Raw genomic sequence first — 15,338 nt, forward strand, 5'->3', positions numbered from 1 at the left:
CGATGCGCGCCCTGCTCCTGATATTCAGCCTGATGCTGTCCATGTCTTCCCCCGCCGCCGAAAAGCTGCGGGTTGTCACCAGCTTCAGCATCCTTGCCGACATGACCCAACAGGTCGGCGGCGAGCACGTCCAGATCGTCAACATGGTCGGTCCCGACGCCGATGCGCACACCTACGAGCCCACACCAGACGACGCCAAGGCGCTGCTGAAAGCGAATGTGATCATCAAGAATGGATTGGGCTTCGAGCCTTGGCTGGATCGCCTGGTCACCAGCACCGAAACCAGTGCCCCGGTGATCAGTGCCAGCCGGGGCGTGATTCCGCGCTCATTGGACGAAGATGGAGAGACGATCCCCGACCCACATGCGTGGCACAACCTTGCCAACGCCGTGCTCTACGTTGGCAATATCACCAAGGCGCTGGAGGCAGCCGATCCGGCCAACAAAGCAGACTACGAACGCAACAGCCAGGCGTACCTGAAAACAATCTATGCCCTGCTCGACGATGCCAAAGCGAAGTTCGGCGCGTTACCACCGGGCAATCGAAAGATCGTCACCTCTCACGATGCGTTCGGTTACCTGGGCCAGGCCTATGGCATTGAGTTCATGGCGCCGCAAGGACTGTCTACCGAACGCGAGCCCTCCGCTGCCGAAGTCGCTGCGCTGATCACGCAAATCCGCAAAGCCAAGGTCAAGGCTGTGTTCATGGAAAACATCAAGGACGCGCGCCTGCTCAAGCAAATAGCCGATGAAAGCGGCGCGCACATTGGCGGCACGTTGTATTCGGACGCCCTCGCCGCCAAAGGTCCCGCCAGCACATTTACCGGACTGTTCGAGTACAACCTCGACACGCTGTACGAGGCATTGAGCCGGCCCTGAGATCAAGCCCTCGGCTTGACTGTCCCGCACTCCTGCCCAAGCCACACGGCACGGGTATCCAGGCTACCGTTCTGCTGGATGCCCGTGGCGTTGAATGTGCCATTGACCTTGGTGGTGAATTCGCGATCACTCTGGAATGTCGCGATACCGCTGCCCTGGGCTTTCGGACAACTGAAGCGAAACTTCCACTGGTTGCCGGTTCGCTCGGTGATCTGCTGCTTGCAGCCCGACTGCGGGTCCTGCAACGGGATGTCGTTCGTCTGGACTTGCTCCGGGGTCAGGCATACCCGAATACCTTTGCCGCCCATGGTAATGCCTTGCTTTTCCAACATGGCCCGCTGCTCGGGTGTCATCTGGTTCTGCAACTGGCCGAGGATCAATTGCAGGTCTGGCAAGTTCTGGTTGTCGACTTTCATGTTGCTTGTCGTCAGTTCCCACAGGCCTGGTTGAAGCATCTGCGCCTGCGCCGCTACAGGAACCGACAAGCCAACAGCCAAGGCCACACCCAGCAAGCGAACTTTCATTGCAAAAACTCCAGAGGACAAGTGGCCGTTAGACGCTGCCCGCAGGCTTCGGTTCAAGGGCCGGCCAGGTGAATTAAATAGCGACATTCGCTGCGGAACATGGTCTGTTAAGCAATGAAACTTCAGGAGCTCGGCTGCCCCATGGATTATTACGGCCCGCATGTTTTCGGTTACCTGATCGCGCTGCTCCATACACTCGGCTCCATCGCCGCCGTCCATGCGGTACTCACCGTGCGAACCGCCCAAGGATCGATTGCCTGGGCCCTTTCATTGCTGTTCATTCCTTATCTGACGTTGATCCCCTACTTGGTTTTCGGCCGCAGCACTTTCGACGGCTACATCAAGGCGCGACGGCAGGCAAACGAAGAAATGCGCAAGGCGATTTCCGAGCTGAACTGGCGACCCTGGGTCGAGGAAGCACTCACCGCTCGCGCCTCCCAGGCCTATGCTTCGTTGCGCGCCATGCCCAAGCTAGGGCGAGCACCCTGCCTGGCGAATAACCAGGTGCGGTTGCTGGTAGACGGCCACGCCACGTTCGAAGCGATTTTCCAAGCCATCGAAGGCGCGCGGGAAGCCATCCTGATCCAGTTCTTCATCATCCATGACGACCGCCTCGGCCAGCGCCTGCACGCATTGCTTTTGAAGAAAGCGGCCGAAGGCGTGACGGTGTACCTGCTGTACGACCGTATCGGCAGTCACTCCCTGCCCCACCGATATGTCCAGGCATTGCGCGACGGCGGCGTCCATGTGAAAGCCTTTGCCACCCGCAGCGGTTGGTTGAACCGGTTCCAGGTCAACTTCCGCAACCATCGCAAGATCGTAGCCGTGGACGGCGTACTGGGGTTTGTCGGCGGTCATAACGTAGGCGACGAGTACCTTGGCGAAAAGCCCCCGCTGGCGCCATGGCGCGACACGCATGTCGAAGTACGCGGCCCGGTGGTGGCAAGCATGCAGGAGTCGTTCGCAGAAGACTGGTTCTGGGCCGCCCGTTCTTTGCCGCCATTGATCCTGCCGGATACTTACCCGGACGGCGGCGTGCTCTGCCAGTTACTGGCCAGCGGCCCGGCGGACGCGCACGAAACCTGCTCGCTGTTTTTCGTCGAGGCGATCCATGCGGCGAACGAGCGGATCTGGATTACCACACCCTATTTCATTCCCGATGAAGCGGTCTTCGCTGCGCTGCGCCTGGCAGTCTTGCGCGGGGTGGATGTACGCATCCTGCTGCCATCACGTCCCGATCACAAAATCGTCTACGCAGCGTCCAGCCTTTATGCATTCGAGGCCGTAAGGGCCGGCGTGCGGGTGTTTCGTTATGAGCCAGGATTCCTGCATCAGAAAGTCGTGTTGATCGATCAGGAAATAAGCGCGATCGGCAGCGCGAACCTGGACAACCGTTCGTTTCGATTGAATTTTGAAGTGATGCTGCTGACGGTTGATGTCGCATTCGCCAGCGAAGTGGAGCAGATGCTCGAGAAAGATTTTGCCCAGGCCCACGAAGTCGCGAAACAGGAAAGCCGGGAGACCCACCGCCTGCAAAAGATCGGCATGCGGATCGCCCGGCTCATTTCGCCGATTCTTTAGGGCGCGTAGATGTCGTCCCGCGTCCAGGGCAATTCATGGCTGCCATCGGCATGGGCCTTGACCGCGAGGATCTGGTGCAGGTTTATCCAGCCCTTGGCGAAGGCATAGGCGCAGCCTGCCAGATAAAGCCGCCAGATCCGCAGCGCCCGCTCCGGCACCTCCCTGGAGGCGGTTTCGAGGTTGTCCTCCAGACGCTCGCTCCAATGATCGAGGGTGCGCGCGTAATGCATGCGCAGGCTTTCCACATCGACGATTTCCAGCCCGGCTTCGCTGATCTCGGCAGAAATCATCGAGAGATGCGGCAACTCACCATTGGGAAATACATATTTCTCAATGAACTCACCCGCGCCACGCCCTACCGGACGGCCATCGGTGTGCTTGGCGGTGATTCCGTGATTCATCACCAGGCCCCCTTCGCGAACGGCACCGAACAGCGTCTTGCAGTACTGGGCCAAGTTGGCGTGCCCGACGTGTTCGAACATACCGACGCTGACGACTTTGTCGAAACGACCGTCCTGTGGCAAATCGCGGTAGTCGAGCAATTGCAGCTCCACCAGGTCTTCCAGGCCTTCAGCCTTGACCCGCTCCCGGGCCAGGGCGAGCTGGGCCTTGCTCAAGGTTATGCCAAACACCCTGGCGCCGAACTCCCGCGCCGCAAAACGTGCCAACCCGCCCCAACCGCAGCCGACATCCAGCAAATAGTCACCGGGTTGCAGACGCAGCTTGCGGCACAGATGGCGGAACTTGGCTTGTTGGGCTTGCTCAAGGGTTTCGCTGCCGGTCTCGAAATAAGCGCAGGAGTACACCATGTCGCTGTCGAGCCAGAGCTGATAAAAGGCGTTTGATAGATCGTAATGGTAGGAGATCGCCTTGGCGTCGGTTTCCTTGTCATGGACGTTACGCACCGGCAGGTTGCTGTCGTCTTCGTCCACCAGGGCTTGGCTCAGCTCGTCGCACACTCGGATAACTTCACTGATCGAGCCCTCGAGCTCGAGTTTTCCTTCGACAAACGCCGCTCCCAATGCATCCAGGCTGGGATGGGTAAATTGCGCAACCATTTGTGGGTCCTTGACCACAATTGTGACGCTGGGATCATCGCCCAGCGTGAATTCATGGCCATCCCAGAGCCGCAACCGAAGCGGTAGGTGCAGATTCTGCAAGGCCGGCGGAAGTTGAGCGAACATGAAAATATCCCCCCTTTGTTTCAGAAGCCTGAACTGAGGGTAGACCATGGTAGAAAAATAGCAGGCTATCGAATTTATAGCCTTTTTCTATCGCCTTCTTCTCTACTGTCTTGAGCAGTGACCGCCGGAAGTGAAGTGCCCTCTCGTAACTGACTGCGGGCGCCATGAACAGTTCGCTCCCACTGACCCGCTAGATCTTCAACAACGGCTCTTGGAACCGCAGCAACCGCCCGGCATTACCCAACACCAGCAGCGTGCTCAAGTTGTGCAGCAACGCAGCGATCATCGCACCCGCCGCGCCAAGCCAGCCAAACGCGGCGAAGATTACGATGGCCAGCGTCCAGCCCAGGCCAATGATCACGTTGACCTGCAGTGTACGTCGACATTGCCGACTCAGCCGCACACAGGTACCAAGGCGCCGCAGGTCACTGCCGATCAGGACGATATCCGCCGATGCAAGCGCGATATCTGCCCCGCCGGCCCCCATTGCGACACCCACCACGCCGGCTTTGAGCGCGAGGGAATCATTGATGCCATCACCCACCACCATGGGCCGAAAGCCATGCTCTGTTTCAGCCTCGACCCGCCGGAGCTTGTCTTCCGGCAAGGCCTGGGCCTGCAATTCGTTAATGCCGACCTGCTGTGCCACGGCAATGGCCACGCTCTGGCGATCTCCGGTCAACAATACTTGGCGGCCCAGGCCAAGCTCGCGCAACTCAGCCATGGCCGCCCGTGCTTCCGGTTTGATGTTGTCCGCCAACAGCAGCCAGGCGAGAAACTGCCCATCCAGCGCCAGGCCGGCGATCGGGCCGTCATGCTCGGGAATGGCTGGCGTGTCGATACCCAACCGGGCAAACAACTCGGGGCGACCGAGTGCGGCTTCTCCCCTTCCGGTGTTGGCGGTGACACCCAAGCCTTGGCGCTCGTGCACATCGCTAAGCGGCAGATAATGCAGCGGGTCCACCTGCCCCGCCAACGCGCGACTGACGGGATGACTGCTGGCCGACCCAAGGCTGGCGGCCAAAGGCAGCAGCTCGCAGCGGTCAGCCAAGGCGCTTTGGATCGATTGCAATTGCAACGTGCCGTAGGTCAGGGTCCCGGTCTTGTCGATGACGAGTGAGGTCAGGTCCGCCAGCTCCTCCAAAAAAGCCGAGCTGCGAATCAAGATCCCGTGGCGCGCTGCCACCGCAATCCCGGCAATGGCTGTCGCCGGTGCTGATAACACCAACGCGCAGGGACAAGCCGCCACCACGACCGCGAGCATCGCCTGGGCATCGTTGGTGACAAACCAGGTCACCGCGGCCAGCAGCAACACCAGCACCAGGTAACTACCGGCATAGCGTTCGAGCAAACGGGTAATCGGTGGTTTGGAACGCTCGGCGTTTTGCATCAGGGCAATCACCTTGCCCAGGGTCGACTCATCGCCGATACGCGTCACCTCCAGGCGTAGCAAGCCATCGAGGTTGATCGCGCCGCCAAATACATCCATGCCCACGACAGCCTCCACTGGGACGGATTCTCCGGTAATAGGCGCAGTGTCGAGGCTCGCTTGGCCAAAGAAGATTCGGCCATCGGCAGGCACTCGGTCTCCGGCGCGGACCTCCACCCAGTCGCCCGGCCGCAGCGTCCGGTTGTCGACTTCGATGATCGTACCGTCGGCCTCAACCTTCCGGGCTTGGCTGCGGGTCAATTGCCCGAGGGCGTGGATCGCTTCCTGGGAGCCGATCACGCTGCGTTCTTCCAACACGTGACCGAAGATCATGATGATGGGCAGCAGTGCGGCCGTCAGCAGATCGCCGGTGGCCCATGCACCGAGCATCGCCAAGGCGATGAGCTGGTCGGTGATGCCGTGCAAGCTTGGATATCGCAGGCTGTACCAGGCGGAACGCATCACGGGCACCGCCACCAGCAGCGAGGCGAATCCCAACAGCAATTGGCTGACACCGTTCTGCTCTGGCGACCAAGCGCGCCATGCCAGCCCCAAGGCAAGCAGCCCGAGGGCAAGCATCGCCAAGGTCAATTGCCGAGCGGCGGCCCGCTGTTCGGCAGAAGACAACATGGGCGAGGCAGAGGCTTGAGCGGTCATTGTCCGGCTCCCTGGATAATCAGGCGGGAATCGTCTTTCGGGTCGAGCGTAGTCACCGATCCGGCACGACGCAGAATCTCCGGCATACGTTCGCGATACAGGCGCAGCAGCATTTGCGGATCGCTGCCTTGGGTCTTCGCCAAGCCATACACCGCAGCGGTGTCGGTCGACGCCTTGGCGAGCCGCTCGCCAGCTTGGGCATCGGCCACCTGCAACGCATGGTCGGCGTCCTGGCGGGCTGACTGAGACTGTTTTTCCGCTTCGGTGCGGGCGTTGGCGACGGCTTTGTCGGCCTGTTGACTGGCCGTCAACACCGCATTAAAGGCCCCCACGGCAGGTCCCGGCAGGCTCGACTGAACATCGACCCGCACCACTTCGATCCCTAACCCCTGCCCCGTCGCTGCAAGATCAGCGAGACGCCGATTGATCCCTTGCACCAGATCGCCACGCAGGCGCTCCCGACGCTCCGCGGCCTGGCTGTCGCTGCCGACTAACTCGGGGCGTGCCACCAGAATCGTATCCAGGTCCCGGGCTGCGGCAAGGGCCACGGCGCTGCGGGTCGCCAGCCGATCGAGAGCAGGCAGCACATGTTCGCCCTGCAGCACGTACGCGTAAGGCTCGATGACCTTGTAGAACACGCGCACGTCCAGTTGCACCACGCCCGCGTCACCGGTCAATAAATAACCAGAACCCGCCAAGGCATCAGGCACGGGCGAAGCGAAACTGGCCACCCGATCAGCCTGTAGAGCCGCATCCGAGCGCAGCAGATTTTCTACGCGCCGTTCAAGGACTCGATCCGCCGCTGGCACCAAAATCACTTGTTCCACAGGCCGAGGCCATGCCCATAGAAGTCCGGCGTTCTGGATACGGTCCAATGCACCAAAATGCAAAACCACCGCACGGTCCTGCGGCTCGATCTGCCGCACATTGGCGAACATCCAGGCCAATGCGGCAAGGACAGTGACCGCATAAAACGCAAGGAACGTCAGGCGCCCGGCCTGAATCCACGGATTGGATAATTCGTTTGTTCCACGTGGAACCAAACTCATGGTTGGGACCCGCCCTTGGGTTCCAAGGACGGAGGACCGTCTACCAACACGCGAAATGGAGCCGCGTCGGTGCGCAAAATCATCTTGGTACCCGGGCTGACGATGGTGTTCAAGGTGTCCAGCGAGCGCAGCAAATTGTAAAGCTGGGGCGAACCCGCATAGGCCTTGCCGTAGATTTGCGCCGCCTCGACCCGGGATTGCGCTTCTATCTCGGCCGCTTTGACCGCGGCATCTGCCTGCATGATTCGCGCATCACGTTCGGCCGCCGAGCGAATCTGTGCCGCTTCGCGTTTACCCATCGCGGTACGCTCCGTGGCAATGGTTTCGCGCTCGGCACGCATGCGGTCCACGGTTGCAGCGAGCGTCACCGAAGGCAAGGTCAGGCGCTCGATGCCTACCTGCAGGACCCGTACGCCATAGGTCGCGAGCAGTTGTTGCTCGATCTGCCGGCGCAGTTGAGTTTCAAAATCGGCAATACGCACTTGACTGGCATCGGTATTGACCAGGTTCGCCAAATCGAAGCTGGCAGCCGTGGTCTCCAACGCCGAGCCGACAAAGGTGCGAATCTGTCGCGCGGCTTCGTCCGGCTGGTTCTGCACTGCCCGCATGAAACGCTGGACACTGTCCGGGTCAGCCTGTACCTGCCACGTCACATAGGCCTGGACGATAATCCGCAGCCCATCACGAGTACCGACATCCTGCAAACCGCTGGAGCTGGTACGTAAACGCAAATCGACCGGGACCGCCGCCTCGAAAGGCACCGGCCAGCGCCAACCCAGGCCCGGTTGCAACAGCACCCGCGCCGGATTCCCAAAACGAGTTATGACGGTGGCCTCCCCCGAGCGCACTTGCACCAGGCTGGCGGCCGCAACGGCAAACGCCACCAACAGCGTCGCCCAGCCCAGACGCCTCCACGGAAACGGCCCAGTGTGCTGCGAATCGCCGTGGTGATGATGATGCCCGTGGTGATGGCCTGCATGGCCGCGATTGTGCCCACCATGGTCGTGGTGATCGTGTGACGAAGACTGGCTCAATGGGCAGCTCCTGGCTGGACAGGTTTACGTGACGACGCGGGATCCGCCGGCAGCGCGAAATTACGCAGGTCCAGGGTCGGCGCGTTGCCGCCAGCACCCAAACGATGGTCGAGGATCAATAGATCGGCCTTGCCCAGCCCCTGGCTCAGTTGGCTGAGGTATTGCTCCAGGACGAAGGCGTGGCCTGCCATCGCGTAGGCTTTGCGTTCGGCATCGAAGCGCAGGTCTGCGGCTTCGGCGGCAGCATTGATTTCCCTGGCGGTGGCTTGGGCCTGGTCATGGGCGATACTGGCTTGCAGTTGCGCCTGATTGTTCTGTTCCGCTGCGGCACCGCGCTCCCGGGCAATCAGTGCCTGGGCGCCTATCTGCGCCGCTTGCACACCGTGATAGGCATTCGCCGCGCCGGCTGGTGGGTGGATCGCCTCCACCACGGTTGCAAGAATCTCTACGCCGCTGTCGAGCGATTGCAAGTCAGCCTGCACCGCGCTACCGATTTCGTTTGCCAGATTGACCCGGTCCGCCCCAAGCAAACCGTCCAGCGTTCGCGAAGCAAACTCATGCACGAGGATGCGGCTGGCCGTGCTGCGGATCAGTGCCGGCACATCGGCACTGTTGTACGTTGCAGCAAGCGCCGCGGCATCCGTCAGGCCAATGCGATAAACGAAGCGCACATCCATGTTGACGATCTGGAAGCTCTGTTGTTCGGCATGCCGACTGGCGATGACCTGGGATTTGTCGTTGACGTGGGTGGCGTCCCATAAACGATTGGCGATGGCCGGCGCCGCTCCCTCCCCCAGCTCAGCTTTCGCTGGCGCCTTGTTTTCGCCGACGCCGGTCGCCAGTTCATGCACGACACCGTTTTCCACCTTGAGCACCCTGCCCCACGGCCAAGGCAGCCCCGCATGCAGGCCTGGGCCAAAGACCTTCACCGGCTCTCCAAAACGCTCGTAGATGCCGCGCTCCTGTAACGCCACTTCATGCACACCGGTGAGCGACCAGCCCACCAACGCCACCAGCGCCAGCACCGGGAAGAAAGCCCGGCGCATATAGCTGAACGCCCAGATCTGACGCAAGTCGATGCCGAAGCGGTTGTGCAACTCGTGCTGCAAGACCCGCAGCGGTTGCGGTGGCCAGCACAGCAGATCGGCGACAAAACTTCGGCCTAACAACGCCGGCTCCAAGGAGTCGCGGCGCGGGCTGAACAATGAAAGTACGGCGCGCAGCAGGAACTCCACCGCGACCAGCCCTGGCAACACCCCGATCAGCACCGCCAGGCGCATCGGCCAGATAGACGTATCGGCGGCGAAGAGCAGGCACAATGCACCGAAGGCCAATACGACGATCGCCACCCGCGCCAGCTGTGCCAACGCCAACGCTTCCGGCCACTCGGTGGGCGGCTGCTGGGCCAATTGACGTTCAAACACCAACACGCCGAACGCCAGCGATAACGAAAACACCGCACCTACACTGCCCGACACGCCAAGCGAAGCGGCCGGCAACTCCAGATTCCAGGTTTGCTCAAGACTCAGCAGCGCCAGGAGCGCCCACCCGGAAAGCCATAACGCAGGCGCCCCGATGTGCTTGAGCAGGCCAACCCAGCGCGCACTGATGCGCTCGAGCATCCGCTCATACCAACCCGAGTTATCAACAGGTTCGCTTTCAACCGGTAGATTTTCCACCGCTGGCGCCAGCGCCGCGCTTCGCCATTGCGTCACCCAACCGGCCGAGTGCAGGCCTGCCAGCAGCACGATCAGACCTGCGCTTTGGCTGACCAACAAGGCGGGCCACAAGGATCGCGGCGAAAATAAACCGATGAAAAACGCCAGCACCAGCCCCAATCCCGCCAAGCCGACCAGCGTCATCGCGAGCCGCTTCAAGCGGCGTGTTTGCGAGGCAGCGCACTGGAAGCGCGGCCACTCGGCCACCCGAGCCCCTTCGATATCAAGATCGACTTGCATGACATCCAGCGCCTGTGGAAAAAAGAAAGGACTGTGGATAAATGCCGCCACCGCTCCGCTAGGCTGTTACCTTATAACGGCCCCTGTGAAATTTCCGTTTTGTATTTTTCATGCAAGGCCTGACCCGCAGGCCTTGACCGACGTCTCTGGAAGCGCCCATATTACGTGCATAATTTTTTAACCACCCAGGCGGGAGAACAGTGATGAGCAACTACGACGTGATCATTCTGGGCGCAGGTCCCGGCGGCTATAACGCGGCAATTCGAGCCGGCCAATTGGGCCTGAAAGCCGCCTGCATCGAGGGCCGCGCCACACTCGGCGGCACCTGCCTGAACGTTGGTTGCATGCCGTCCAAGGCCCTGCTTCACGCTTCCGAGCTGTACGAAGCGGCCAAGGGCGCAGAATTTGCCAATCTGGGCATCAACGTCACCCCCACCTTGGACCTCGTGCAGATGATGAAGCAGAAGGACGAAAGCGTCGCGGGCCTGACCAAGGGCATCGAGTTTCTGTTTCGCAAGAACAAAGTCGACTGGATCAAAGGTTGGGGTCACATCGACGGCCCCGGCAAGGTGACCGTTACCCGCGAAGACGGCACGCAGGTTGAACTGAACGCCAAGGACATCATCATTGCTACCGGCTCCGAGCCCACGCCACTGCCAGGTGTCGAAATTGATAACCAACGCATCCTCGATTCCACCGGCGCACTGTCCCTCGGCGAAGTGCCCCGTCATCTGGTGGTCATCGGCGCGGGCGTCATTGGCCTGGAGTTGGGCTCAGTCTGGCGGCGCCTGGGTGCCGAGGTGACCGTGGTGGAATACCTCGACCGCATTTGCCCGGGCGTGGACGCGGATGCCGGCAAGACCTTGCAGCGGGCCCTGGCAAAACAGGGCATCGAGTTCAAGTTGAATGCCAAGGTCACTGGCGCCACATCCTCGGCAAGTGGCGTGCAGTTGCAGGTCGAATCCGCGACAGGTGGCGACGCACAGACCCTAGAAGCCGACTACGTGCTGGTCGCCATCGGCCGCCGACCTTATACCAAGGGCCTGGGGCTGGAGAACGTCGGGTTGACGACCGATCCGCGCGGCATGCTCGCCAACAAACGCCACCGCACCGAAGCGCCCGGTGTCTGGGTGATCGGCGATGTCACGTCCGGGCCGATGCTCGCCCACAAGGCTGAAGATGAGGCCATGGCCTGTATCGAACAAATTGTCGGCAAGGCCGGCGAGGTCAATTACAACCTGATCCCCAACGTCATCTACACCCGGCCGGAACTGGCCAGCGTCGGCCAGACCGAAGAGCAGCTCAAGGCCGCTGGCCGCACCTACAAGGTGGGCAAATTCCCGTTCACGGCCAATAGCCGGGCGAAGATCAACCATGAAACAGAGGGCTTCGCCAAAGTGTTGGCCGATGAGCACACCGACGAAGTCCTCGGCGTGCACCTGGTGGGCCCGAGCGTCAGCGAGATGATTGGCGAATACTGCGTAGCGATGGAATTCGGCGCGTCGGCAGAGGACATCGCCCTGATCTGTCATCCCCATCCTACCCGCTCGGAGGCATTGCGCCAGGCGGCCATGAACGTGGAGGGGATGGCGACGCAAATGTAGCGCCGCACTCCCCTGGTGGCGAGCGAGCTGGCTCGCGATGGCGTCAGACTGACCCGGCCTCATCGCTAGCAAGTTCGCTTCTTAATCAGCTCGACGCCACCCGAGCCTTGCGCTTGCGACGGCTGATCAATGCCAGCGCAACAGCAACCACCAATACCGCCCCACCGATTTGCAACCAGATCTTGAACGGCCGCAACGCCGAGCGTACGGGCGCCACGGCTTGGGTCACGTAGCGCTTGCTGGCCTGGTCGAAGGCCGGTTCCGGGCACTGATGGCCAAAGTCCCATGCCCATTCCACGTAAGGCCCCTCTTTCACATAACGCTGATACAACGCGCTTTGCTCTGCAAGGCTCGAGTTGTACCCCACCGCTTTGCACAGCACTGCGGCGAACGCCTGGCTGGTGTGCGGCAGGTGATCGGCTGCCTGGCTTGCCAGCGCCGTGGCGACAAAACGGTAGTGATAACGCATGTCCGGTTGAGCGGCGCTGGCCTGTTGCCGTTGAACTTCAGCGTCGGACACCAGCGGACCGACCTTCAGCTCCACCGGTTCAAAGCTGTAGTTACCTTCCAGGCTCGCGTAGTCGGGCGCCATCTCGTAACCCAGCAATTGCATCCCGGATCTGCGGGCAACAACCGACGCATTGAAATATGCCTCGGCCCGGCTCGTCGGCCACCATTTCGATTCGGCATCCTGGCGCAGTTCGCCGTAACTACGGGCCTTGGCCTGGAGTTCGGGATTATCGAAATATGCCGGCGCTTCCTCGTAGCGCCCTTCGCGCAACAAGCGACGACCCAGCAGGTTGCGTAGATTCGCGGCCACCGACAACGGTACGTAATTGTTCCGATCTTCCTGGCTCAACGGCGGCGGCGCCGGAACCTGGGCGTCGACGTATTGCTTGAGCTCATCGACCGTCAGCACGCGCTCGGCGACTGTCGCGGCGTCGTACCAATAATTGTTGCCGCCACGATAAAGCTGATCGAACGCTTGCAGGTAGTCGCCGCGCTGCAATGCAAGGATTGCACTTTCGCCTTCGACCCGGCACTTGGGTTGAACCGTTTCGTAGTCCCAGTCCGGCGTGCGTCGATCACCCCAGGATTCCTCTTTTGGAAATGCCTGGGCGGCCTTGGCATAAGCCGCCGCCGCAGCAGTCTTGTCGCCGTCGCGCAGGGCCAGTTTGGCGCGTACCCACCAGGCCAACCCAGTGTCCGCGGCTTTATCGACGAAGGCCTTGGCGCCGCTGTAATCACCGTGTTGATAACTGACCGCTGCCAAGCGGTCCGCATCCTCCAGGTTGCCTTGGGCGTTGGCCTGCAGCAACTTGACGAGTTCTTTCTCGCCCGAAGGCTCCTCACCGTCCCACCAGCCGACGCGGCTAAGCAGGTACGCCGTCGCCAGGCGTTGGACGGCCTTGGCCTTGAGCAGCTCTTTAAGGCGTCCATCCGACTCCAATCTGAGGTTGCTCGCCAATTGCAGCAACGAACTGTAGCCGACTGGGGATCCTTGCAGGTTCTGGGTCGCGTACAGTTCGATGGCACTGTTCCAGTCGTCGGCGGTGTAGGCCACCCTGGCTTCTTCGCCGAGACTGGCAACGCCCAATTCCAGTGGGTCGCTGAAGCCGGCGATACTCAGCTCGCGGGCCTGGCGGAAGGCTTGGCGCGCCTGATCCTGCAAGACCGCCGGTTCCCCACGGCCGGCTTCGGTGGCCATGGCGAACAACGCACGGCCCAGTGAATAGGCCGCCCAAGTGCTACGCAGGCGGCGTTCCTCGGCTGGCAATGCCAGCAATTGCTGGAATGATTCGACGGCGCGCTGGTGATCGCCCGCGTTGAAAGCCGCCGCGCCCACCGCGTACAAGCGCAGCTCGGCGGGCAGGTTCGCCGCGTCTCTGGCGACCTGCTCGACATCACCCAGCGCCCGCAGCCGCTCGATCACGGCTTGTTGCGGTGGCGTCAGGCCAAGCTGTTCGGCTTTGTTGCGTTGCTCTACGTAGGAAGCGACATCGTCATAACTGTAATCCGGATTGCGCGTCGCATCCGTGGTCGGCTTCAACCCCGCAATGGCTTGGCCGAGACGGCTCACCTCGAAACGAAAGCTGCCTTCGGGCAACTCCGCCAAGGATTGGGCCCGGTTATCCAGCAGGCGCATCGGGAACTCCGGCCCGCAGGCCAGCGCCTGGCCCAGGGGTAGACCGAGGCTCAGGCATAGCAGGCGACGAGGCCACTTACGGGTAGACATTGAATCCTCCTTGGTCAATTTTTGTACAGCGCGCCCAACCGATCGCCCGTTGGGCACCGGCAGCCAGGCGGCCTTCCTTAATGCGCGTGAAGGTAAGCACTCCGGGGGTTTGTTGCAACGTATAACCCACCAGGGCATCGACCCCGTCACACGCGCCTACCGCCAGCGTGAGCCGCTGGGGCCAAGGGCTGTCGAGATTGCCCTGGTTCACCAGGCGGATATCGTAAAGGCCGCCCCGCTCCTCAACGTGCAATCGCATCCGGCTGTCGAGCCTGTCGCCACGGGCCACCGCGCCGAGGGTGGTCAGGCTCCATGCCCGTCGATCGCCCGCCAGCGGCAGGCGAAACCAGATGATCCCGGCAAGTTGCACAGGCGGGTCGGCGCGCAGCTTCGCGGTCAGGCCGGCGACCTGTTGCGGATCGGCCAGCAGCTCCCGACGTTCGCCGCCCCGGTCGATGGGCACTTCGCTTTCCACCACAGGCGCACCGTTTTCCGGGGTCAGCAGCGCCACGCCGTAGGCCGGCAAAGCTAAGTAGAACGGCCGCGTGGTGACGTCGCCCCAGCGTTCGGCCCAACGTCTGGCCTGCTCCGGATCGAACAGCCCTTGTCGGGGATCACTGACGGCATGGACCTGCAGGACGCTGCTGTCTACCGTCGCCAACAAGCCAGGCAACTCGGGGCTGTCGAGCCAGGCCGGCAGCGCCGTGATGCTGAGCTGGAGCGTGGTTGGCAAGACTTGTCGCAACCGGGCGAGAAAGGTCCGGTAGGCCGGTAGCCGGGCATTACCCGCATCGTGATCGATCTCGACGCCCAACGGCGCCAGGCCCTGGGCCTGCCAGTCGCCCAGCATCTGCTGGATCTGTGCGATCACCTCGTCCTGGTCTAGGGATTTGAGCTGGCCGTCCAGGCGAACCACCGCCACCAGCGGTCGACCATCAGCCTTGAGCAACGCCGGATCGATACGCGCCCGGCTCCAACCTGCTCCGGGAAACGCCTGCAGCGCCAACACCCGCAGGCTGGAAAAATCGCGGCGGCTCTCACGCAAAGCCCCTTCGTGGGCCGGCGTCCACTGGCGTTGCCAGACATAGAGCTGTTGGTCGAGAACGGTAGGCGCGGGCTGGTCGCAGCCGCTCAGAAACAACGCGGCGACGGCCAGCGATAGCCTGTGGATAAAGTTCATGAAACGCAGCCAACCAAGAAAGGC

At 61.7% G+C, this 15,338-nt stretch carries 11 protein-coding genes; 3 read left to right on the top strand and 8 right to left on the bottom strand.

Annotated elements, in window-relative coordinates:
* Nucleotides 1-2 precede the first annotated feature (2 nt).
* The gene (locus tag VQ575_RS26835; protein ID WP_039593227.1) at nt 3-878 is read left to right on the top strand and encodes a metal ABC transporter substrate-binding protein; all 876 of its coding nucleotides are present in this window, start codon (nt 3-5) and stop codon (nt 876-878) included.
* A gap of 2 nt (nt 879-880) precedes the next feature.
* Here VQ575_RS26835 and VQ575_RS26840 read toward each other — a convergent pair whose 3' ends face one another.
* On the bottom strand, nt 881-1,402 hold the full coding sequence (locus VQ575_RS26840) for a DUF3617 domain-containing protein (RefSeq protein WP_039593226.1): 522 nt from the start codon (nt 1,400-1,402) through the stop codon (nt 881-883).
* A 141-nt stretch (nt 1,403-1,543) separates the two neighbouring features.
* Here VQ575_RS26840 and cls point away from each other — a divergent pair, with 141 nt between their 5' ends.
* The gene (cls, locus tag VQ575_RS26845; RefSeq protein ID WP_045154571.1) at nt 1,544-2,983 is read left to right on the top strand and encodes a cardiolipin synthase; all 1,440 of its coding nucleotides are present in this window, start codon (nt 1,544-1,546) and stop codon (nt 2,981-2,983) included.
* Here the strand turns inward: cls and cfaB are convergent.
* From cfaB to hflK (VQ575_RS26870), 5 genes are all read right to left on the bottom strand, one after another.
* Nucleotides 2,980-4,167: a C17 cyclopropane fatty acid synthase CfaB gene (gene cfaB / locus VQ575_RS26850; RefSeq protein WP_045154572.1), complete on the bottom strand. Its 1,188-nt coding sequence runs from the start codon at nt 4,165-4,167 to the stop codon at nt 2,980-2,982. The two genes, cls and cfaB, sit on opposite strands and share 4 nt — an antisense overlap.
* Nucleotides 4,168-4,357: 190 nt before the next feature.
* Nucleotides 4,358-6,253 carry a cation-translocating P-type ATPase gene (locus VQ575_RS26855; protein WP_325918750.1) on the bottom strand — a complete coding sequence of 632 codons (1,896 nt, stop codon included), beginning with the start codon at nt 6,251-6,253 and terminating at the stop codon, nt 4,358-4,360.
* A complete protein-coding gene (hflK, locus tag VQ575_RS26860) occupies nt 6,250-7,302 on the bottom strand; it encodes a protease modulator HflK (RefSeq protein ID WP_198725863.1) in 1,053 nt (350 codons plus the stop codon). The genes VQ575_RS26855 and hflK (VQ575_RS26860) overlap by 4 nt, the downstream gene beginning before the upstream one ends.
* Nucleotides 7,299-8,336 (bottom strand): protease modulator HflC, encoded by a 1,038-nt coding sequence (gene hflC / locus VQ575_RS26865; protein ID WP_325918752.1) that lies wholly within the window; start codon nt 8,334-8,336, stop codon nt 7,299-7,301. The genes hflK (VQ575_RS26860) and hflC overlap by 4 nt, the downstream gene beginning before the upstream one ends.
* Nucleotides 8,333-10,294, bottom strand: a complete 1,962-nt coding sequence (hflK, locus tag VQ575_RS26870) for a protease modulator HflK (RefSeq protein ID WP_325918754.1) — start codon at nt 10,292-10,294, stop codon at nt 8,333-8,335. The genes hflC and hflK (VQ575_RS26870) overlap by 4 nt, the downstream gene beginning before the upstream one ends.
* A 203-nt stretch (nt 10,295-10,497) precedes the next feature.
* Here hflK (VQ575_RS26870) and lpdA point away from each other — a divergent pair, with 203 nt between their 5' ends.
* Nucleotides 10,498-11,898 carry a dihydrolipoyl dehydrogenase gene (lpdA, locus tag VQ575_RS26875; RefSeq protein WP_325918756.1) on the top strand — a complete coding sequence of 467 codons (1,401 nt, stop codon included), beginning with the start codon at nt 10,498-10,500 and terminating at the stop codon, nt 11,896-11,898.
* Between the two features lie 85 nt (nt 11,899-11,983).
* On the opposite strand, the gene VQ575_RS26880 is transcribed toward lpdA, so the two are convergent.
* Complete coding sequence (locus VQ575_RS26880) at nt 11,984-14,134, bottom strand: hypothetical protein (protein WP_325918758.1); 2,151 nt, start codon at nt 14,132-14,134, stop codon at nt 11,984-11,986.
* Complete coding sequence (locus VQ575_RS26885; protein WP_325918760.1) at nt 14,121-15,314, bottom strand: DUF3142 domain-containing protein; 1,194 nt, start codon at nt 15,312-15,314, stop codon at nt 14,121-14,123. The genes VQ575_RS26880 and VQ575_RS26885 overlap by 14 nt, the downstream gene beginning before the upstream one ends.
* Nucleotides 15,315-15,338 lie beyond the last annotated feature (24 nt).

Origin of the sequence: Pseudomonas frederiksbergensis (assembly GCF_035751725.1) — a bacterium.
Classification (GTDB): Bacteria; Pseudomonadota; Gammaproteobacteria; order Pseudomonadales; family Pseudomonadaceae; genus Aquipseudomonas; species Aquipseudomonas frederiksbergensis_A.